Source organism: Dactylosporangium sp. CA-092794, assembly GCF_050948465.1.
GTDB lineage: Bacteria > Actinomycetota > Actinomycetes > Mycobacteriales > Micromonosporaceae > Dactylosporangium.
Genome location: NZ_CP192044.1, coordinates 8,779,251 through 8,799,487 on the forward strand (window position 1 = coordinate 8,779,251; position 20,237 = coordinate 8,799,487).

At 73.2% G+C, this 20,237-nt stretch carries 13 protein-coding genes; 3 read left to right on the forward strand and 10 right to left on the reverse strand.

The window, feature by feature from the left end:
• Nucleotides 1-504: 504 nt before the first annotated feature.
• From ACQPXD_RS37725 to ACQPXD_RS37735, 3 genes are read left to right on the forward strand one after another with little or no spacing between them, the layout of a single operon-like run.
• Nucleotides 505-1,899 carry a precorrin-3B synthase gene (locus tag ACQPXD_RS37725; protein ID WP_432826632.1) on the forward strand — a complete coding sequence of 465 codons (1,395 nt, stop codon included), beginning with the start codon at nt 505-507 and terminating at the stop codon, nt 1,897-1,899.
• Nucleotides 1,896-2,516 carry a precorrin-8X methylmutase gene (locus ACQPXD_RS37730; RefSeq protein ID WP_432826634.1) on the forward strand — a complete coding sequence of 207 codons (621 nt, stop codon included), beginning with the start codon at nt 1,896-1,898 and terminating at the stop codon, nt 2,514-2,516. The genes ACQPXD_RS37725 and ACQPXD_RS37730 overlap by 4 nt, the downstream gene beginning before the upstream one ends.
• Nucleotides 2,517-2,559: 43 nt before the next feature.
• Nucleotides 2,560-4,077 (forward strand): precorrin-2 C(20)-methyltransferase, encoded by a 1,518-nt coding sequence (locus ACQPXD_RS37735; RefSeq protein WP_432826636.1) that lies wholly within the window; start codon nt 2,560-2,562, stop codon nt 4,075-4,077.
• On the opposite strand, the gene ACQPXD_RS37740 is transcribed toward ACQPXD_RS37735, so the two are convergent.
• From ACQPXD_RS37740 to ACQPXD_RS37785, 10 genes are all read right to left on the reverse strand, one after another.
• Nucleotides 4,064-7,552, reverse strand: a complete 3,489-nt coding sequence (locus ACQPXD_RS37740) for a DUF2961 domain-containing protein (RefSeq protein ID WP_432826638.1) — start codon at nt 7,550-7,552, stop codon at nt 4,064-4,066. The two genes, ACQPXD_RS37735 and ACQPXD_RS37740, sit on opposite strands and share 14 nt — an antisense overlap.
• Nucleotides 7,553-7,655: 103 nt before the next feature.
• Nucleotides 7,656-10,247 (reverse strand): ATP-binding protein, encoded by a 2,592-nt coding sequence (locus tag ACQPXD_RS37745; protein ID WP_432826640.1) that lies wholly within the window; start codon nt 10,245-10,247, stop codon nt 7,656-7,658.
• Between the two features lie 13 nt (nt 10,248-10,260).
• On the reverse strand, nt 10,261-11,877 hold the full coding sequence (locus tag ACQPXD_RS37750) for a GAF domain-containing protein (RefSeq protein ID WP_432826642.1): 1,617 nt from the start codon (nt 11,875-11,877) through the stop codon (nt 10,261-10,263).
• A 229-nt stretch (nt 11,878-12,106) separates the two neighbouring features.
• Nucleotides 12,107-12,877: a hypothetical protein gene (locus ACQPXD_RS37755; protein ID WP_432826644.1), complete on the reverse strand. Its 771-nt coding sequence runs from the start codon at nt 12,875-12,877 to the stop codon at nt 12,107-12,109.
• A 7-nt stretch (nt 12,878-12,884) separates the two neighbouring features.
• Nucleotides 12,885-13,301 (reverse strand): PPOX class F420-dependent oxidoreductase, encoded by a 417-nt coding sequence (locus ACQPXD_RS37760; protein ID WP_432844100.1) that lies wholly within the window; start codon nt 13,299-13,301, stop codon nt 12,885-12,887.
• 58 nt (nt 13,302-13,359) lie between these two features.
• Nucleotides 13,360-15,588, reverse strand: coding sequence for a hypothetical protein (locus ACQPXD_RS37765; RefSeq protein ID WP_432826646.1), 2,229 nt, complete (start codon nt 15,586-15,588; stop codon nt 13,360-13,362).
• Between the two features lie 1,130 nt (nt 15,589-16,718).
• Nucleotides 16,719-17,693 carry an ornithine cyclodeaminase family protein gene (locus tag ACQPXD_RS37770; protein WP_432826648.1) on the reverse strand — a complete coding sequence of 325 codons (975 nt, stop codon included), beginning with the start codon at nt 17,691-17,693 and terminating at the stop codon, nt 16,719-16,721.
• Entirely contained in the window at nt 17,693-18,922 is a 1,230-nt protein-coding gene (locus ACQPXD_RS37775) for a threonine synthase (RefSeq protein WP_432826650.1), read from the reverse strand. Before ACQPXD_RS37775 ends, ACQPXD_RS37770 begins: the two co-directional genes overlap by 1 nt.
• Nucleotides 18,919-19,923: an LLM class flavin-dependent oxidoreductase gene (locus ACQPXD_RS37780; protein ID WP_432826652.1), complete on the reverse strand. Its 1,005-nt coding sequence runs from the start codon at nt 19,921-19,923 to the stop codon at nt 18,919-18,921. Before ACQPXD_RS37780 ends, ACQPXD_RS37775 begins: the two co-directional genes overlap by 4 nt.
• Complete coding sequence (locus tag ACQPXD_RS37785; RefSeq protein WP_432826654.1) at nt 19,923-20,237, reverse strand: NIPSNAP family protein; 315 nt, start codon at nt 20,235-20,237, stop codon at nt 19,923-19,925. The genes ACQPXD_RS37780 and ACQPXD_RS37785 overlap by 1 nt, the downstream gene beginning before the upstream one ends.

Below are 20,237 nucleotides of genomic sequence, written 5' to 3' on the forward strand. Positions count from 1 at the left end.
CATTGAGTAGGTTTGTCGTCCACTGTGGAGTGTCCGACTAGCGCCAGCGCAAGGCTTTGACCAGCACGCCCTCCTCCGTTCGGAGGACCTGAATAGTTACACCGGAAGTCTCCGTGATCATGCGCAACCCGGCGTCGACACCAAGGGTTTTTCATGATCACGGAGTGCTGATGTACACCCGTGTACCACAAGTCTCCGGGATCATGACAAACCCGGTGTGAGTCACCGCGGGCAGCATGATCACGGAGACATACGTCCGGCCCGCCCGCGCGGATCGGAGGTTTCGACCGGCGGGTGCGACATCCGCGACGTCCGCGCCGCTCCCCGCCGGGATCACGCTGCGGTTGTGCCGCTGGCCACGAAGTTCGGTCACACCATTGCTGACGTGCGGCAGACCGCCGGCTGGTGGCAGGGGCGGTCCGGTGGTGCGCGGGGTGTGGTCCGGACCGTTTCTCCGGTGCGGGGCGGACCGATAAGGGCATCGGCGCAGGTAGTATCCGGCCCGTGCAGGCTGCCAGCGGACGTGACGCCCCCGACCGGTGCCCCGGTGCCGTGCAGGTACACCCGGCGGCCGACGGCGGGCTGGCGCGCGTGCGGCTGCCCGGTGGGCGGCTCACCGCGGCGCAGCTCGGCGTGCTCCGCGGTGCCGCCGCGGAGCTGGGTGACCCGGCGCTGGAGCTCACGTCGCGCGGAAACGTGCAGGTCAGGGCGCTTCGCCCGGGTGCGGAGCGGGAGTTGGCGGCGCGGCTGTTCGCGGCCGGGCTGCTGCCGTCGGAGTCGCACGAGCGGGTGCGCAACATCATCGCGAGTCCGCTAAGTGGCCTCGACGGGCGCGGAGAGGTCGACGTGCGGCCGATCGTGGCCGGGTTCGACGCGTTGCTGCGCGCGACGCCCGAGCTGGCCGGGCTGCCGGGACGGTTCCTGGCCACGATCGACGACGGCCGGGGCGACGTGACGCCGCTCGGCGGTGACGTCGGCCTGCACGGCTCGCGCCTGCTGCTCGCCGGGCGGCCGACCACCGCGGCCGGCGGCGCTGAGCTGCTCGTTCGTGCTGCCGCGGCGTTTCAGCAGGAGCGCGTGGCCCAGGGCTCCAGGGCGTGGCGGCTGGTGGAGCTCGAGGACGGCATCGCCCGGGTCGCCGCCCGGCTCGGCGTCACGATCACCGCAAACCCGATAAATCCGATACGTCCGGCAAACGCGGCATCACGCGCCACAAACGGACCGCTCGGCCGGGGCGCCGGCGACGCGGCGGGGCGACACACCAACAAAACAACCGAACAGACCAGCGGCGGAAGCACCAGCGGCAGCGGCGGGCGCGCCGCCGGGGTGACCGAGCAGGGCGGCGGTGGAAGCACCGGCGGCAGCGGCGGGGTGGTTGAGCAGAGCGACGGTGCGCTGGCGGTGGTGGTCGTGGTGCCGCTCGGGCTGCTGACCGCCGAACGGTCGGCGGTGCTGGCGGAGTCGGCGAACGAGATGATCGTCACGCCGTGGCGGACCGTTGTGCTGACGGGCGTACCGATGCGGGAAGCTGAGCGGACCATTGCGCGCCTGGCCGAGGTCGGGTTGGACGCCGATCCCGCCTCCCCGTGGGCCGGAGTGACAGCCTGCGCCGGCCGGCCGGGCTGCGCCAAGGCGCTCGCCGACGTCCGGGCCGACGCACGGGCGGCCGTGGCAGCGGCCGGCAAGCGGGAAGGTCCCGGCGCACGGGCGGCCGTGGCAGTGGCCGGCAAGCGGGAAGGTCCCGACAGGCGGGCGGCCGTGGCAGTGGCCGACGAGCGGGAAGGTCCCGGCGCGCTGCCGGTGCACTGGGCCGGATGCGAACGTCGATGCGGTGCGCCGAGAGGAAGACACGTGGAAATGGTCGCGACGGGAGCCGGGTACCGGAGCGCAACCGTATGACGGACTACATCCGGGACGGGGCCGAGATCTACCGGCGGTCGTTCGCGACGATCCGGGCCGAGGCGGATCTCTCCGGGCTGCCGGCCGACGTGGCTCAGGTGACGGTCCGGATGATCCACGCGTGCGGGATGGTCGACCTGCCCGCAGACGTCGGCTTCTCGGCCGGGGTCGTCACGGCGGCGCGGGCGGCCCTGCGCAACGGCGCGCCGATCCTGTGCGACGCCGAAATGGTCGCGTCGGGGGTGACCCGGGCGCGGCTGCCCCGGGACAACGAGGTGGTCTGCACGCTGCGCGATCCGGCCGTACCGGAACTGGCGAACAGGTTGGTGACCACGCGCAGCGCCGCCGCGCTGGAGTTGTGGCGCGGGCGGATCGACGGCGCGGTCGTGGCGATCGGCAACGCGCCGACCGCGCTGTTCCGGCTGCTGGAAATGGTCGCGGCGGGCGCCGGCCGGCCGGCCGCGGTGCTCGGCATCCCGGTCGGGTTCGTCGGGGCGGCCGAGTCGAAGGCCGCCCTGGCCGCCTCGGGGCTGGAGCACCTGGTCGTGCACGGGCGGCGGGGCGGCAGCGCGATGACGGCCGCCGCCGTCAACGCGATCGCGGACGAAAAGGAATGACCACAGTGGAACAGCCGGGCGACGGGCGACAGGAATGACCACGGTGGACAGCGGCAGGCTCTTCGGGGTCGGGCTGGGGCCGGGCGACCCGGAGCTCGTCACGGTCAAGGCCGCCCGGCTCATCGCCGCCGCGCCGGTCGTGGCCTACCACAGCGCCCGGCACGGGCGCAGCATCGCGCGCTCGATCGCCGCGCCGTACCTGCGGGCGGACCAGATCGAGGAGGCCCTGGTCTACCCGGTGACGACCGAGGACACCGCCGACTACCGCGGGGTCATCGAGGAGCACTACGACGCGTGGGCGGCGCGGCTGGCGGCGCACCTCGACGCGGGGCGGGACGTGGTGGTGCTGTGCGAGGGCGACCCGCTGTTCTACGGGTCGTACATGCACATGCACAAGCGGCTCAGCCGGCGATATGCCACGCAGGTCGTGCCGGGCGTGACCTCCGTGTCCGGCGCCTCGGCCGTGCTGGGGCGGCCGCTGGTGGAGCGCGACGAGATCCTCACCGTGCTGCCCGGTACCCTGCCGGGCGACGTGCTGGCCGAGCGGCTCGCCGCCACCGACTCGGCGGCGGTGATGAAGCTGGGGCGCACGTTCGGCAAGGTCCGCGACGCGTTCGAGCGGGCCGGGCGGCTCGCCGACGGCTGGTACGTCGAGCGGGCCACCGGCGCCGGCGAGCGGGTCGCCCCGCTGTCCGAAGTGGACCCGGCCACGGTCCCCTACTTCTCCATGGCGCTGCTGCCCAGCCGCGTGCACGAGGAGACCGCGGCCGCGCTCGAGCGGGCCGAGCCGGCGCCGCCGCGCGGCGAGGTCGTGGTCGTCGGGCTGGGGCCGGCCGGGCGCGACTGGCTCACCCCGGAGGCGCAGGCCGCGCTCGCCGCCGCCGACGACCTGGTCGGCTACGGACCGTATCTGGCCCGGGTCCCGGACAACCCGCGGCAGCGCCGGCACGCCTCCGACAACCGGGTCGAGGCGGAGCGCGCCGAGTTCGCCCTTGCCCTGGCCAAGGAGGGGCGGCGGGTCGCGGTCGTCTCCTCGGGCGACCCGGGTGTCTTCGCGATGGCGGCGGCGGTGCTGGAGGTGGCCGCCGAGCCGCGCTGGAAGGCGGTGCCGGTGCGGGTGCTGCCCGGCCTGACCGCCGCCCAGGCGGTGGCGAGCCGGGTCGGCGCGCCGCTGGGCCACGACTTCTGCGTGCTGTCGCTGTCGGACCGGCTCAAGCCGTGGGATGTCATCGCCGCCCGGCTGGAGGCCGCGGCCCGGGCCGATCTGGTCATCGCGGTCTACAACCCGGGCTCGCGCAGCCGCACCTGGCAGGTCGAGGCCGCCCGGACGCTGCTGCTGCGGCACCGCGCGGCCGACACGCCGGTCGTGGTCGGCCGCGACGTGGGCGGGCCGGCCGAATCGGTCCGCGTGGTCCGCCTGGCCGACCTGGATCCGTCCGAAGTGGACATGCGAACGCTGCTCATCATCGGCTCGTCGCAGACCCGCGTGCAGGACCGCGGGTCCGCGACCGCGGTCGTCTGGACGCCGCGAAGCTATCCGGACGTCCCTACGACACGGTGAGGTTCTGGAAGGTGGCCGATCCGGTCCAGACGTTCAGGCCGATCTGGCCCGAGGCGAGCGTGGTGTCGGTGAAGTCGAGGATCGGCGCGGTGCCGCCCGAGTAGCCGCTGAAGTAGACCTGGATGTGGCTGCCGGAGGCGACCACCTTCAGGTGGTAGGTCGTGTTGAGGGCGATCGACGCCGGCTGGGAGCGGCCGGCGACGCCCGGGCCCCAGAAGAGGACCCGCTGGTTCACCGAGTCGATGTTGGCCGCGTAGAACTGGGTGGCCGAGGCGTTGGCGCGCACGATGAGGGCGCCGGCGCCGGGGGTGGTCAGCCGGATGTCGGCCTCGACGGTGGCGCCGGCCGCGGTCTGGGAGTTCAGCCGCCAGGCGTCCGGGCCGGAGGTGCCCCGCAGGCCGCCGGCGACGTCGGTCCAGGTGCCGCCGACCGAGGTCCAGGTGCCGGTGAGGTTGTTGGTGAAGGTGGAGAGGGGGACGTGGAAGTCGTCCAGGTTCAGGTGGCCCCAGCCGCCGGTCGCGGCGTCGGTCGCCTTCAGGTACACCGTCGTGCCGACCCACTCGCCGGCGTCCATCACCACCGTCTTGTCGCCCTCGTAGCTGCGGCCGGTGGCGCTGAGCAGGACCCGGTCGTCGGCGGCGCGCACCAGGGCGAGGTTGAGCGCGGCGATGTCGTTGCCGCCGCCGATGAGGAACCGCAGCTTGCCGTCGCCGCCGAGGAGGAAGCTGGGCGTGCGCATGGTCCCGGTGGGGGTGTCGGTGGCGCCGCCGCCGTAGCCCCAGTAGTGGTACGTGCCGTGGTGGGCGAACGGTACGCCGTTCTGAACGGTCTGGGTGACCACCTGGTTGTTCGTGAAGGCCGTGCCGGTCGCGGTCCAGCCGGCAAGGGTTCCGCTCTCGAAGTCGGGGTTGGCGATGGTGACGGTCTGGCCGGGTGCGGGCGGGAGGGGCGCGCCGGCGCCGGTGAGGATCGTGTGGGCGGAGATTCGGTACTGGCTGAGCGGGTCGGACGAGGCCGTCCTGGTCAGCCGCACGGTGATCGACGATTTGCCGGCCGTGTAGCCGGCCGGGATGAGGAAATCGGTCTCCTTGAACCGGCTCTGGCTCGGGTTGCCGCCGATCGCCCGCCAGGTGCCGACCGCGGCGCCGTCGACGGAGACGGCGGCCTCCTGCACGAGGTAGGTCTGGTCGAATCGGTCGCGCAGCAGCACACCGTTGTTCGCCGGGTTGATGGCGAGGGTGAACTGGGAGTACCCCCCGACGGCCTTTCCGTCGTCGGTGTAGAAGACGTCGCGGTAGTCGCCCTCGAACGACTGGGTCCTGGTCGCCGCCGTCACGGTGCCGGAGGTCGTGTAGCCGTGCGCCGTCTCCGAGGCGGCCGCGCCGACGTCGAGCACGTCGGTGCGCACGGTGCGCAGGGTAGGCTTGTAGTAGTAGTAGACGAGCGTGCTGAGGTCGTCGATGCCGAAGTCGTTGACCAGGCCGTGCTCGAGGCTGAGCCGCACGTGGCTGGTGAAGTTCACCCGGTCGGCCAGCAGGATCCGGTGGAACGCCATGCGGTTGACCCAGTTGGTGGCGTCCACTCTGGACGCCCGGTAGGACGAGTAGCCGTGGGTCGGCGTGGCCAGGAAGCCGTGGTTCCAGGCGAATCCGGCGTTGGCGAAGTCCTCGACGCCGGTGCCGTGGGCCGGGGTCAGGTTGCCGTCCACATAGAACTTCTCGTCGCCCTCCACGTGGCCGAAGTAGCCGACCTGGTAGGCGCCGAGCGGCGGATACCCCTCGGGGTAGCTGCGGGACACGGCCGGGGTGTTCGGCGCGCCGCGGGCCGACATGACCAGGCCGACGACGGCGCCCTGGCCGTCGCGGTCGATGAGGTCGACGTCGTGGTTGAACGAGGCCGGGACGGTTTGGCTGCGGTACTCCGTGGTGAAGTACCCGACGTTGTCGAACGACCCGGCCTGCGTCTTGTGCTTGATCTCGTATTGCACGCCGGTCACCGCGGCGCCGGCGTTGGCCAGCACGACCGTGGCGTGGCTCGCGAACGGCATCGGGAAGTACAGGTACAGCCAGTTCGACGCGTCGATGCCGGCCATGAGGGTGCGCGGCGCCCGGGTGAAGCCGTAGTTGCCGGCCGCGAACAGCGAGCCCAGCGGCGCGTTCACGGCCGGGCTCGCCGCGCCGTCCCAGGTGATCCGCAGGCTCAATTGGTTGAGCAGGGCGGCGATGCCGTCGTCGTACGGGTAGTAAAAGGTCCGCGAGCCGCCGGCCCAGCTCGAACCGTTGATCGAGTAGGCGTGCGCCGCCTCGGACGCGGCGTTGAAGACGTCGACCGTATCGGTGAGCGCGGACGTGCCGCCGACGGTCGAGCGAACCCAGTAGGTGAACTCGTTCCAGTCGATCGCCGAGCTGATGAACGCGATCCGCACGGTGATGCGGGACTTCCCGGCGGTCAGCGCGGGCGGGATCGCGAAGGTGCTGTCCTTCCAGTGGACGTACTGGTCGTAGACGCTGCCCGAGGCGCCGTCCTGGTCGAACCAGACGCCGGCGAGGGCGCCGTCGACGTAGACGTTCGCCTGCTGGTCGGCGACGCCGTAGTCCAGCCGCCGGGTCAGCGTGACCCCGCTGCTGGCGGCGTCGACGGCGACGGTGAACTGCGAGGAACCGCCGGCGCCGAACGCGCGGCCGTCGTCGGTCACGGCGGTGGAGGTCGAGGTGATCGCGGGCAGCTTGAGCCGGATGGAGGAGATCGAGCGCGGGCCGGCGACGTCCAGCAGGGTGGTGGAGCCGGCGGCCGGGGCGGTGACGGTGCCCGAGACGGTGGTGGTGGCGGCCGGCGGCTTCGGGTCGGTGCCGGCGGCGTTCCACAGGTTGCGCACGTCGGTGCTGTCCTGGCCGCCGGTCTCCGCGCTGGTCCAGGTGGTCACCGGCGTGCCGGCGCTGTACTGCTGGTAGTTGACCTGCAGGTAGGCGGCGATGCCGGCCCGCTTGCGCAGCGCGACCCGCACCGACTGGGCGAACTGCATCGGCAGGTAGGAGACCCAGCCGCCGCTGGACTGGTCGGCGTTGAGGACGAGCGGCCCGCGGAACGGCGCGTTGGTGCCGTTGAAGAAGTCGAGCGCGGCCATGCTGACCCGCGGCGTGCTCTCGCCGTCGAGGTAGATGTGGATCTCGTCGGCGGGGTCGAGGGCGGTCGACCAGATCCGGGTGATCTCGCCCGGGCCGCGCAGGTCGGCGAAGACCCGGTCGGTGGCGTCCTCGTAGAGGTAGCCGTCGTGGTCGCTGTAGGTGCCGTCCCGGCCGTAGGTGCTCTCCATGCCGGAGCGGGCCTGGCTGTCGAGGTAGGGCAGGCGGTCGAGCTGTTCGAGCGCGTCGAGGCCGTGCGGCTCGGCCGACCCGGCGTGAGCGGCGCTCGGGGCGGCGGTGAGCAGCGCGGCGGTGATGATCAGGCTGACAATCCAGCTGGCACGTCGAGACATGGTGAACGCACCTTCCGGTACCGCAAATGGTCGGCAGATCATCATTGCCATCGATGAATGACTCTACCTTGCCCCCAGCCCCACCAGAACCGGCCGAGGCTGGTCAGCCGGCGACGGACGGCCGGCCGGGGAACGCGATGCCCAGCTCGCGCCCGATGGCGTCGAGGAGCTGACCGGCGCTCACCGGCTTGGTGAGCAGGGTGGCGCCGGGCGGCATGGTGCCCCGCGAGGCGAGGATGGTTTCGGTGTACCCCGACGTGTAGACGACCCGCACGCCCGGGTGCACCGCCCGGATCTCGTCGGCCAGCGCCGGGCCGTGCAGGTCGGGCAGGATCACGTCGGTGAGCAGCAGGTCGATCCGGGCGTGCGCGGTGGCGAGGCGCCGGGCGTCGTCGACCGTCCCCGCGGACAGCACGGTGTAGCCGCTGCGCTGCAGGATCCGCTCGGTCAGCGCGCGCAGGCTCTCGTCGTCCTCGACCAGCAGGATCGTCTCGCCCGAGCCGTGCGGGCGGGCGGCGGCCGGCGCGCCGGCGGTGTCCGCGGTGTCCTCGGTCGCCGGGAGCAGGGCGGTGACGGTGGTGCCGTGGCCGGGCTCGGAGTAGATCCGGGCGTGCCCGCCGGCCTGGGTGATGATGCCGTAGATGGTGGCCAGGCCGAGGCCGGTGCCCTGCCCCTTGGGCTTGGTGGTGAAGAACGGCTCGAACGCCCGCTCGAGCACCTCCCGGCTCATGCCGGTACCGGTGTCGCCGACCCGGACCTGCATGTACCGGCCGGGCCGCAGCCCGGGGTGCTGCGCCGCGTAGTGCGCGTCGACGACGACCGCCTCCGTTTCGATGGTGAGCGTGCCGCCGCCGGGCATCGCGTCGCGGGCGTTGACCGCCAGGTTGACCAGCACCTGCTCGAGCCGGCCCGGGTCGACCTTCACCGGCCACGACTGGGCGGCGAGCTCGGTGACCAGGTTGACGTCCTCGCCGAGCGCCCGGCGCAGCAGCGTCTCGATGTCGGCGACGACGGCGTTGAGGTCGACCACCCGCGTCTCGGGCGTCGGGTCGGCCCGGGCGAAGGCGAGCAGCTGCCGGTTGAGCGCGGTGGCCCGGTCGCCGGCGGCGACGATCTCGGTGAGGTCGGCGTGCAGCGTGCGGAAGGCGGGGTCGCGCTCGGCGAGCGGCTCGACGTCGGCGGCGGCCATGCCCGCGTAGCCGTTGATGATGGAGACCAGGTTGTTGAAGTCGTGCGCGATGCCGGCGGCGAGCTGGCCGAGGCTCTCCAGCCGCTCCGACTGGCGCAGCCGGCGCTCCAGGTGCTCGCGCTCGGTCACGTCGTCGACCACCGCGCAGCGCACCTTCCGGCCGCCGAACGAGGTGATGTACGACGTGATGCTGACCTCGGTGACCGTGCCGTCGTGCTTGACGTGCCGCTGCCGGCGGTTGCGCTCGACCGGCTCCGCGGCGTCGGCCGTGCCGTCCTCCCCGGGCGGGCGCAGATCGAGGTACGTCATGCCGGTCAGCTCGTCGCGCGGCCGGCCGTAGTAGGCCACCGCGGCGTCGTTGACCGCGACCAGGGCGAGCGTGCCCGGGTCGTACAACACGATGGGATAGGGGCTCGCGTCGAACATCTGCCGGTAGTTGCGCTCGTGCTCCAGCGCCGTCTCCTCGGCCCGCCGCCGCTCGTCGAGCTCCCGGTCCACGGTGGCCAGCAGGCCGTTGAACTCGTCGCCGAGCTCGGTGACCTCCCGCGCCCCGGTGACCGTCGCGGCCGGGTCGAGCCGGCCCGAGGCGGCGGCGTTGCGCACGGCGGCGCGCAGCCGGCCGACCGGCCGGGTGATGCGCCGCTGGACCAGCACGACGCCGAGCAGCCCGGCGAGCAGCCCCAGCCCGGCCACGAGCGCCTGGCGGCGGGCCAGCCGGTCGGCCGAGGCCAGGGTGGCGGCCCGGTCGGCGCCGGCGTACACGTGCCAGCCGGCGCCCGGAACGGTCTGCTCGGCGTAGACCGTCCGGCGGCCGGTCACGTCGATGCCGTCGGCGCCCGGCACGAACCGGCTGTCCCGCACGGCGGTGGCGGCCCAGCGGGCGCCCTCGGGCGAGCGGGTCAGGATGGTGGCGCCGTCGGTGCCGGTGAAGATGAACTCGAGGCCGCGGGCGCCGCCGAACTGCTCGCCGGAGGAGGTGCCCAGCACCGCCAGGTCGGCGAATGCCGCCACCACGCCGAGCCCGGGGATCGGCGCGGTGATGAGCACGGCGGGGCGGCCGGTGCGGGCGTCGTGCGCGGCCTCGATCGTGAGCGGCCCGCGCAGGGCGTCGGCCAGCCACGGCGCCCCGGCGTAGGCCCGGGCCTGCGCGGCGTCGGTCGCCGGGACGGAGGAGCACGCGACCGTGCCGTCGCTGCGCAGCACGTCGAGGTGGCCGCTGTCGGAGTCGCCGAGCGAGAACGCCAGGCGGCACGCGCCCGGGTCGCTGAACAGCTGCCCCACGGCGCTATTCGTGGCCACGCCGTCCACGCTGCCGCGCACCGAGACCAGCCCGACGTCGAGCTGGTGCGCCACGTTGCGGGCGGCGAAGGCCGCGTCGGCGCGGGCCTGCGCGAGCGCGTCCCGGCGGGCCTGCGACCAGCCCGACCAGACGCCGGCGCCGGCGGCGACGACGAACAGGCCGAGCAGGCCCACGAGGTACCACCGCAGCGGCAACCCCCGTCTCATCACCGGTTGCCGCTCAGCCGGTCTTCGCGGCGCCGACGATCTCGCGGGTCACGGCGGACTGCTCGGTGAGCACGCCGGCGATGGTGGCCTGGATCTCGTTGATGCGCCCCACGATGGTCTCGATGGCGGCGAGCGCCTCGACCACGCTGCCGGCGTCGCGCTGGATGGCATTGATGAGCCGGGCGACGTCCTCCGTGGCTCGGCCGGTACCCTGGGCAAGCTCCTTGACCTCGTTGGCGACCACGGCGAAGCCCTTGCCGGACTCGCCGGCGCGGGCGGCCTCGATCGTCGCGTTGAGGGCCAGCAGGTTCGTCTGGTCCGCGATGCCGTTGATGACCTTCACCACGTCGCCGACCTCGGTGCTGGACAGGCTGAGCCGGTTGACCGCCTGGTTGGCGTCGGCGGTCAGCGAGCTGGCCTCGCCGGCGACCGTGGTGGCCTGCACGACGTTGCGCTCGACCTCGTCGATCGAGGTCACCAGGTCCGCGCCGGCGGTGCCGATCCGGTTCGCCTCCCGGATGCGCTGCAGCGCCTGCGACACCAGAAAGGCGGTGTTGCGCAGGGCGTCGCGCCGGCTGTCGCTGAGGTCGAGGGTCTGCGAGGTGAAGAAGTCCATCGTGCCGACGATCGAGCCGTGCACGGTGATCGGCAGGCAGACGCCGGAGCGGATCCCGGCGCGCTGGGCGACCGGGGCCCGCACGCAGTCCTCGAGCTCGCCGAGGTCGCGGACGAACACCAGGTCGCGGGCCTTCCAGCAGCGCCCGGCGAGCCCGACGCCCTCGTGGAACGTCGCGGTGCGGGTCACCTGGCGGAACTCCTGGCCGGCGTCGCCGGACTCCAGCACGAACTTCAGCACCTGCTCCTGCTGGTCGACCGCCCAGTACGACCCGTAGCTCCAGCCGAACTCTCGCCGGATCGTGTCCAGCGCCCGCCGGATCGCCGACTCCTCGTCGGAGGCCACGGCGAGGTCCCGCAGCACGCTGTTCACCGCGGCGAGGTCGGCGGCCGCGGCCTCCTGCCGCTCGGTGTCCTCGGCGCGCTTCAGCGCCTGCGACACCAGCATCCCGATCAGCCGCAGCGTCTCCCGGCGCCGCTCCGGCAGCTCCGCCGTCGGACCGTTTCCCGGGCCGTGTCGTCCCGCGCTACCGTGCGCCTGCGCCGCCTGGTCGGTGGCGAAGAAGTCCATGGTGCCCATCACGTCGCCGCCGGCCATGATCGGGAAGCAGACGCCGCTGCGCACGCCGACCTTGCGGGCGGCCGGCGCGCGCACGCAGTCGGTCAGCGTGCCCAGGTCGGCGACGTACACCAGGTCGCGGGCGCGCCACGCCCGGCCGGAGAGCCCGACCCCCTCGGCGAACGACGCTTCCCGGGTCACCTGGCGAAACTCCGGCCCGACGTCGCCGGACTCGATGACGAACCGCAGCACCTTCGCACCGGGGTCGACCCGCCAGTACGACCCGTACGCCCAGCCGAACTGTTGGCGGACCGTGTCGAGCACGGTCTTGGCCGCCGAAGCCGAGGAGGTGGCACCGGCCAGCGCCCGCACCACTGAGGCGAGCGCCGTGAAGTCGGCGTCGGCCTCCGCCGGCCCGCCGGGGCCCGACCCGGCGGAACGCCCCCCGCGCAGCATTCCCATCGTCGTCGCCGCCCTTCCGTCGCAGCAGCCAGCATGATCAGCGTAACGGCCGCCTGGCCGCCGCGACTCCGCTTTGGTCCAGTCCGGTCGCCCGCTTTTGGTTCAGTCCGGTCCCGCGCTTTGGTTCAGTCCGGGTCGCGTGCCTTTTGGTTCAGTCCGGTCGCGCGCTTTGGTTCAGTCCGGGTCGCGTGCCTTTTGGTTCAGTCGGGGCGCGTGCCTTGGTTCAGTCCGGGTCGGGGCGGCCGGCGATCAGTTCGCTCAGCCGGGTTGCCGCGCGGGCGATCGGGCGGCGGAGGCGGTCCTCGCGGCGGCGGGACCGGGCGAGGCGGCGGGCCGCGCGCTCGCCGGGGCGGTGGTAGCGCCACCGGGCCCAGGGCGCGTGCGGCCGGGCCAGCCGGATCGCGCCGACCAGGAGCAGTACCGGGAAGAAGAGACCGAGGATGCCGGTCCAGAGCTTGCCCTTCAGCAGCGTGACCGTGGCGAGCCCGGCGTGGATCGCGGTCAGCACGCCGGCCGCGATCCACGCCGCCGCGCCGCCGCCGGTGCCGGTCTGGACGGCGTCGTCGAGGGCCTGCGGGCGCACCCCGACGAGGAGCAGACCGATGACCGCCAGCGCCACGAACACCGCGTCGATCGAGGCGCGGCCCTGGTCGGTCCAGTAGACGTCCCGCAGCCGCAGGATGAGCGCGAACTCGTCCAGCACGAGGGCCGCCCCGACGCCGAAGAGCGCGGCCACGGCCGAGCGCCAGCCGGTGCCGCCACCGGTGGCGGCGATCCCGGCGATCCCGCCCGCGAGCATCATGCCGACGCCGAACACGGCGTGGTGGATGTGCAGGCCGCCGGGCGTGACGTTGCCCGGCCACCAGCGCACCCCGGCCCGGATCATCCGCGTCGAGCTGCGGATGAACACGAAGCCGGCGATCATCCCGACGAAGCAGCAGAACAGCGGCAGCCGCCCGGTGTCCACAATGGACGAGCGGAACCACTCCGCCACGCCGGCGTCAGTGCGCCGGCGCGGCCCAGGGGCCGACGCCGCCGATGCGCTGCACCTTGTAGCGCACGATGAAGCCCGGGCCGCGGGGCGCGGGGAACTCGGTGTCCGGCCCGACGTACACCTTCACCAGGCGGTTGAGCAGGTCCCACGCGCCGTCGCTGGCCTCGACGGTGGCGCTGGTGGTCAGCGAGGCGTAGTCCTGCATGAACTTGCCGGGCACCGCGGGCGCGTCGAACGACAGCACGACCCGCGGGTCGCGCTCGATGTTCTGCAGCTTGCGGTACCAGCCGAGGTGGCTGCTGACGATGTCGTCGCCGTCCAGGCCGATCCACACCACCGTGACCTGCGGGCTGCCGTCGGCGTTGATGGTGGTCACGTGGGCCATCGGGCCCGACTCGATCAGGGTGCGCAGTGACTCGGGCATCACGCGCGCAGCGTACCGGCGGAACGGGTGGGCCCGCGCGGAATTCCGGATCGGATTGTCAGGCGCTGCGCGTAAACCGGGTGAACGACAGGACGAAGACCGTGCTCAGCAGCCAGCCGGCCAGCGTCGCGAGGTTGAGCCACCACTCGGCCAGCCGGCCGTGCGGGGCGTACGGGCTGGGGTACCAGGTGGAGCGCTGACCGATCGAGATCAGCGGGACGACGGTGTCGACCGCGTACAGCAGCGGGTTGAAGCAGCGGACCTGCCCGTCGCCGCACGGGTCGGGCCGCGGCGTCCGGGCCGACGGCCGCGCGTCGGGCGCCGGGGGTCCCGCGTCCGGCTGATCGGCGGTCGCCAGCCGGCCGTCGACCGCGTACGTGTTGCCGCGCGCGTCGGTGGCCCGCAGCGTCCCGCTGACGTCGGGAACGTACAGCGACGCCGCGACGGCGACGAGCAGGGCCAGCAGCAGCCATACGGTCCGGCCGGGCCGGTAGCCGTAGCCGACCACCCAGCCGTAGAGCGCGTCGAGGACCGCGCGGGGCGCGAGCCGGTGCCGCCGGGCCGCGCGCCGCTCCCGGTGGCGCCGCTCGATCAGGATCGCCTCGGCGTCCCCGGCGTACCCGTGCCGGCGGAACACCCGGGCCAGCTGCTCGTAGGGGCCCGCGTCGTATTCGGCCTGCCCGCGCAGCCAGCGCAGCCGGGCCGCCCGGTCCCAGGACAGGTTGCCGAACCGGTCGTACGTCATCCCGGAGACGACGAACCGCTCCGGCCAGCGGTCCGGGTCGTCGTCCAGCACGGTCGTGGTGAGGCCGCGGAAGTCCACGCTCGGGCCGACCCGGTCCCAGCGCAGGTACACCCCGGCCCGCACGGTGGCGCCGACCGCCTGGATGGCGTGCCCGGCCGGGTTCTCCGCGGACGGGCCCGGGCACTCGAACGAGCCGCCCTGCAGGTTCAGCCGGCCCTCGACGACGCAGCGGTTCAGCACCACGACCCCGTTGGACCGGAAGCCGTCCGTCAGCCGCACCGAGCTCTTGACCACCGCCTGGCGCAGCCCGAGGGTCCGCCGGCCCGGGTTGTCCAGCACCGCGCCGCCGGCCTCGAACGCGCTGCCGATCATCGCGCCCCGGAAGGCCAGGAACCCGCCGGTGGCGCGCAGGCCGTAAAGCCGCACCCCACCGTCGACGACCACGCCCGAGCCCGAGATCAGGGCGCCGTCCGGCCGCGGCGAGCGCAGGGTGACCCCGCGCAGGGTCAGGTTGCCGTGGATGTGGGCCTGCGAGACCCGGACCGTGCCGTCGATCTCGGTGCCCGGCTCGACGGTGACGTCGGAGCGCACCTCGGTCCCGGTGAGGTCGAGCGCCGTGCGCCCCGGCGCGGCGAGCACGCAGCCGCCACCGACCGTCACGGTGGTGAAGCTGCCGTGCGAAAGGTCCAGCCCGCCGACCCGGCAGGCGCCCTCCAGGGTCAGCGGGCCGCCCACCGACAGGCGCGGCGCGACCAGGGCGGTCTGGCCGGCTCTCTCCAGCGTCGCGTCGCGGATCTCCAGGCGGCCGGCGATGCCGGCGTTGCCCAGCGCGATCCGCCCGCGGGTGCGCGGCGCGCGCCCGGTGCCCGCGTGCGGCACGAGGAACAGGCCGCCGCCGATGGTCGCCTCGCCGAGGTCCAACGCGGTGCCGTCGTGGTCGAGGTGGGCGCCGCTGAGGTCCAGCGATCCGGCGATCCGCGCGCCCCGCAGGCGCAGCTCGCCGGTGGCGGTGAACCCGTGCACCAGCCGCACGTTGCCCTCGATGTGGACCCGGTTGCCGTAGACGGCGCCGTGGCTACCGGCGTCGATGGTGGTGTCCAGGCAGAGCAGGCGGCCGCCGATGCGCGCCTCCGACAGCCAGACGGCGGCCCGGGCCGTGTTGCTGCCCGAGGCCGTGTGCGCGCCGGCGATCCGGGAGCCGGACAGGTCGAGGTCGCCGCCGACCCGCAGCCCGTTGGCGAGCAGCCCGGGCAGCCGCGGCGACCGGGTGACGGCGAGCGCGCGGACCGAGCCTCCGGTGAGGTCCAGCGGCTCGTCGAACCGGCAGCCGTCGAACACCAGCGGAAACCCGACGTCGACCCCGGCCAGGTCGAGCCGGCCGCGGACGTGCACACCGCGCAGGCGCAGGCCGCGCGGGTCGACCAGGCGGGCACCGGCGATGCAGCATTCGCGCAGCAGCCCGGCGTCGACGGACCCGCCGCGCAGCGGCGCACCCCGGCGGCTCGCGGCGAGCAGCGCGCGCCGCCGAGATACGAGCGACACCCGTGTCCAATCCAGCGCGTCGGCAGTCTCGAGGACGTGAGCCTACCGGGCCACCCCCACCAGCCAGCGCCACAGGTCGATGCCAAGAGCGCAACCGATAAGTCGGGCGCTCCGCGCCACGACTTATCGGATTTATACCCCGACAGGTCATATATCCGATTTGCCCGCGAGAAGTCTCCGCGATCATGCAAAAGCCGCCCGCACACCACGCGTTTTTCATGATCGCGGAGACAAGATGTACCCATGAGTACCAAATGTCTCCACGATCATGAAAAACCGGCCCCATCGAGCCGATCGCAAGCATGATCACGGACACTTAGCGTCGCCGACGCGGCGCGCTAGCAGCCAGACGCGTGCGGCTCGGCCGATTGTGGCGGGCCGCTGCCGAGCTACGGCCTCGTCCGGCGTCGCACCGATTCGGTCAAGACGCGCATCCGTCGCCGGACGACCGGCGATGAGAGCCCCGGTCGTTCGCGCCGTTCACGTCGACCGCATCCGACTCATGGAACAGGCGCCGCGAGAATCGGATATATCCCCTGTCAGGGTATAAATCCGAAAAGTCGTGGCGCGGAGCGCCCGACTTTTCGAAACAGCGAGCGGCCGGACGGGGGCCGCGTCCGCCGGCGTGGTGTATACGGGCAGCAACTGACCGTGGTGGTTCATGTCGGGCGGCGCGGCGGGCGAACGGTGCGGATGTCGGACCCGCCGGGCGCACCATCCGATCAGCGCGGGGCGGACGTATGTCTCCGTGATCATGATGCCCGCCGTGGCCACGCACCGGGTTTGCCATGATCCTGGAGACTTGTGGTACACGGGGGTACATCAGCACTCCGTGATCATGAAAAACCCTTGGTGTCGATGCCCGGGTGCTCATGATCACGGAGACTTCCGGTCACTGCGCCGTGCTCCGCGGCGGCCAGCGCCCGGCGCGTGGCGTGGGACGTGGGACGTGGGACGTGACCGCCGACCGCGCCCGGCCCAGCGCGCCGGGACGCGCCGGGCACCACTTGGCCGCCCTGCCCGCCGCGGCGCCGACGGCGCCCGCCCCCTGGGGGCGGGCGGAGTACGGAAGCCCCCGCCGGCAGTCGGTTGACGGGGCAAGAGATGATATATCCGATAAATCGGATATATCAGATCTCGACGTGCTGGCCGAGGCCGTGGGACCTGGCCTGGGCTACGGCGTGGCGGGCGGCGAAGAGGTCCTCGACGGGCAGGCCGACGGACTTGAACAGGGTGATCTCGTCGGGCGAGGTGCGGCCGGGGGCGGTGCCGATCAGGACCTCGCCGATGGAGGCGCTGATGGAGACGGCGGTCTCGGCGGCGGCGAACAGGTAGTCGCCGGTGTCGACGGCCACGGAGGCGGCGGAGTCGGCGAAGACCGTCGCCGAGGCCATCGTGGCCGTGTCGATCTCCCGGGTCGACGGGACCGAGGAGCCGATCGCGTTGACGTGCGTGCCAGGGCGGAGCCAGGAGCGGTCGAGGATCGGGGTCGGCGACGTGGTCGCGGTGACCACGACGTCGGCCGTGGCGACGGCGTCGGCCAGCGAATCGGCGGGCTCGACCGGCAGGTCCAGCTCGGCGGACAGGCGGGCACAGGCGGCCCGGGCCCGCTCGGCGTCGCGGGCGGCGAGGCGGATGCGGCGGAACGGGCGCACCCGGGCCAGGGCCCGCGCGTGGGAAACGCCCTGCACGCCCGCGCCCGCGATGACCAGCTCGGTCGCGTCGGGGCGGGCCAGCAGGTCGGTGGCGACCGCGGTCACGGCCGGAGTACGCAGTTCCGTGACGGTCGAGGCGTTGAGGAGGGCGAGGGGCTCGCCGGTGGTACCGCTGAACAGCAGCACCGCCCCCTGGTGCGCGTCGAGGCCGGCGGCGGGGTTGCCCGGGAAGACGCAGACCGCCTTCAGGCCGAAGGCCGGCGTCGGGGCGGCGGTGTAGGCGGGCATCGCGGCCAGCAGGCCGGCGGCGCCCGGCGGGACCAGAACCGGGCGGCGGACCGGCTGCTCCACGTCGCCGCGGGCCAAGGCGGCCAGCGCCTCGCGCATGACCGGGATGCACTCCGCGGGCGGCAGCAGCCGGCGCAGGTCGGCCTCGGACAGGATGAGCATCAGGCCTCCTTGCCCAGCACGGCGTCGAGGGACGCCAAGGTGGGCTCGATGACGGGGACCGCCGGCAGCCGGGCGGCCGTGACGCCGATGTCCTTGAGACCGGTCGAGGTGCCCAGCAGCACGACCGTGTCGTCGGGCGCGATCGTGCCGGCGGCGACGAGCTTGCCGAGGACCGCGGCCGGCAGCGCCGAGGACGCCTCCAGGTAGATGCCTTCTTCGCGGGCGAGTGCCAGCTGGGCCGCCATGATCTCGTCGTCGGAGGCGGTGGCCGCGGCGCCGCCCGACAGGGCCGCGTAGCCCTGGTAGGTGGCGACCGGGGTGCCGATGGAGAAGGCGACGGTCGGACCGGCCGGCAGGAAATGGCCGGGGCGGAAGCCGTTGGCGAGCGCGTCGGCGTAGGGGCCGAACGGCTCGGCCGCCACCAGGCGCGGCACGTCCGGTACCACGCCGAGGGCGACCAGGTCCTCGAAGCCGCGCCGGATGCCGGCCAGGCCGTCGCCGTAGGCGGCCGGGACGACGAGCACATCGGGTGCGGCGCCGAGCGACTCGACGACCTCGTAGGCGATCGTCTTGTAGCCGTCGACGCCGAACGGGTTCGAGCCGGCCGGCGGGCTCAGGTAGCCCGACAGCGGCACCCAGCCGCGGGTGGCCACGCCCTCGGCCAGCACCTTCCAGCGGTCCGGCGCGGCGCGCAGCGCGACGACCGCCGCGCCGTAGCTCTGCATCAGCACCTTCATGGTCAGCGGTACCGACTCGAGCGTGAGCACCACGCACCGCAGCCCGGCGGCGCCGGCATAGGCGGCCGCGGCGGCGCCGTGGTTGCCGGTGCTGGCCACCGCGACCGTGGTGGCGCCGTCCTGCACGGCACGGGCCACGGCCACGGCGATCAGCCGGTCCTTGTACGACCACGTCGGGTTGCGCGACTCGTCCTTGAGGTAGAGCCGCGCGAGTCCCAGCCGGGCGGCGGTCCGGGCCAGCGGCAGCAGCGGCGTGCCGCCCTCGCCGAGCGACACCGGTGCGGTGCCGGGGCGCAGCGGCAGCAGGTGCTGCCAGCCGAAGACGCCGGGGCGGGCCGGGTCGCGGCGCCACTGCGCGCCGCTCAGGTCGTACACCGCGAACGGATTGACGTGAACGCCGTCGGCCAGGCAGGGCGCGCACGGCGCGTAGGGGTCGGTGTCGGCGCGCTCCGTGCCGCAGCGCACGCAGCGCAGCACCCCGGTGTAGGTCACCGGCTCCCCGCGATCACGTGCTCGGCGAACTCGCGCATCATGTTCAGCGTCTCCGGCACGTCGTTGGCGGCGAACAGCAGCCCGGCGAGGGTGGTCACGCCCGCCTCGGCGTACTGCGCGACCCGCTCCCGGATCTCGTCCGGCGTGCCGATGAGGTTGCGCTCGGCCCACGCGCCCTGCTGGTCGCGCAGCGTCGACTTCGACAGCGACAGCATGTGCTGGCACAGCTGCGAGCGCTCGAACCGCTCCCACGCCTCCTCGCGGGTACGCCCGATCGACACCGACAGCTGCGGTGCGACCTCGAAGTCGTCCGGGAGCGTGCGCCCGGCTTCCGCGGCGATCCCCCGGATCTCCGCGATGCCGGCCGCCACCTCCGCGGGGGTGAGCACGGCCGGGATCCAGCCGGTGCCGTGGAGCGCGGCCCGGCGCTTGGAACCGGGCGCGTTGCCGCCGGAGAGCACCGGCAGGCTCGCCTGGACGGGCTTGGGGTAGCTCTCCACATCGGCGAACTTGATGTACTCGCCGGCGAAGCTGGAGGAGCGCTCGGTCAGCAGCACGTTGATCGCCTGGATGAAGTCGTCGGCGTAGCGGCCCCGGTGCATGGTGGTGCCGGGGAACATGGCCTCGGTTTCCTCGCGGTAGGCGCCGATGCCGAGGCCGAGCAGGAACCGGCCGTGCGACAGCTGGTCCAATGTGGACGCCATCTTGGCCACGACGACCGGGTGGCGGAACGTCATCACGGTGACCGCGGTCGCCAGCCGGATCGTCGACGTGCGGGCGGCGACGTAGGCGAGGTAGAGGTAGGGGTCGTAGAAGCGCGGCGGCGTGTCGAACTCCGCGCGGACGTAGGCCTGCGTGCTGACGTGGTCGTTGCCCCACACCGAGTCGAAGCCGAGCGCCTCCGCCTCCACGGCGAGGCGCACGGCGTCGTCGGGGTCCGCGTACGGCACCGGGTACATCATGCCCTCGGTGCCGGTGGGGACGGCGAGTCCGAACCGCATCAGCGGTTGGGGGACTTGTCGGTGGGCGTGCCGAAGAACGCGGTGAAGCTCTCCTGCAGCGACAGCGACTTGTCGAACATGCCACCGAGCCAGTCCGGGCTCTCGTAGAAGGCCTTCCACTTCTCGGCCTTCTCCTCCTCGCTCTCCCACACGCGGGAGTAGGCGAAGAGGTCGGGGTCCTGGGTCGAGGTGTACACGCCGGTGATGTTCATCCCGACCGCCTGCATCCGCGGCAGGGCCTCCTCCTGGAAGAACGTCACGAACTCGTCGCGCTTGCCGGGGTGCAGCTTGTAGGTGCGGAACTCGACGATCAC

What these genes read in the sequence shown, in the direction of transcription:
- ACQPXD_RS37750 (WP_432826642.1), bottom strand. Translation starts at nt 11,877, where the DNA reads ATGCTGCGCGGGGGGCGTTCCGCCGGGTCGGGCCCCGGCGGGCCGGCG.
- ACQPXD_RS37770 (WP_432826648.1), bottom strand. Translation starts at nt 17,693, where the DNA reads ATGCTCATCCTGTCCGAGGCCGACCTGCGCCGGCTGCTGCCGCCCGCG.
- ACQPXD_RS37730 (WP_432826634.1), top strand. Translation starts at nt 1,896, where the DNA reads ATGACGGACTACATCCGGGACGGGGCCGAGATCTACCGGCGGTCGTTC.
- ACQPXD_RS37740 (WP_432826638.1), bottom strand. Translation starts at nt 7,552, where the DNA reads ATGTCTCGACGTGCCAGCTGGATTGTCAGCCTGATCATCACCGCCGCG.
- ACQPXD_RS37780 (WP_432826652.1), bottom strand. Translation starts at nt 19,923, where the DNA reads ATGCGGTTCGGACTCGCCGTCCCCACCGGCACCGAGGGCATGATGTAC.
- ACQPXD_RS37760 (WP_432844100.1), bottom strand. Translation starts at nt 13,301, where the DNA reads ATGCCCGAGTCACTGCGCACCCTGATCGAGTCGGGCCCGATGGCCCAC.
- ACQPXD_RS37745 (WP_432826640.1), bottom strand. Translation starts at nt 10,247, where the DNA reads ATGAGACGGGGGTTGCCGCTGCGGTGGTACCTCGTGGGCCTGCTCGGC.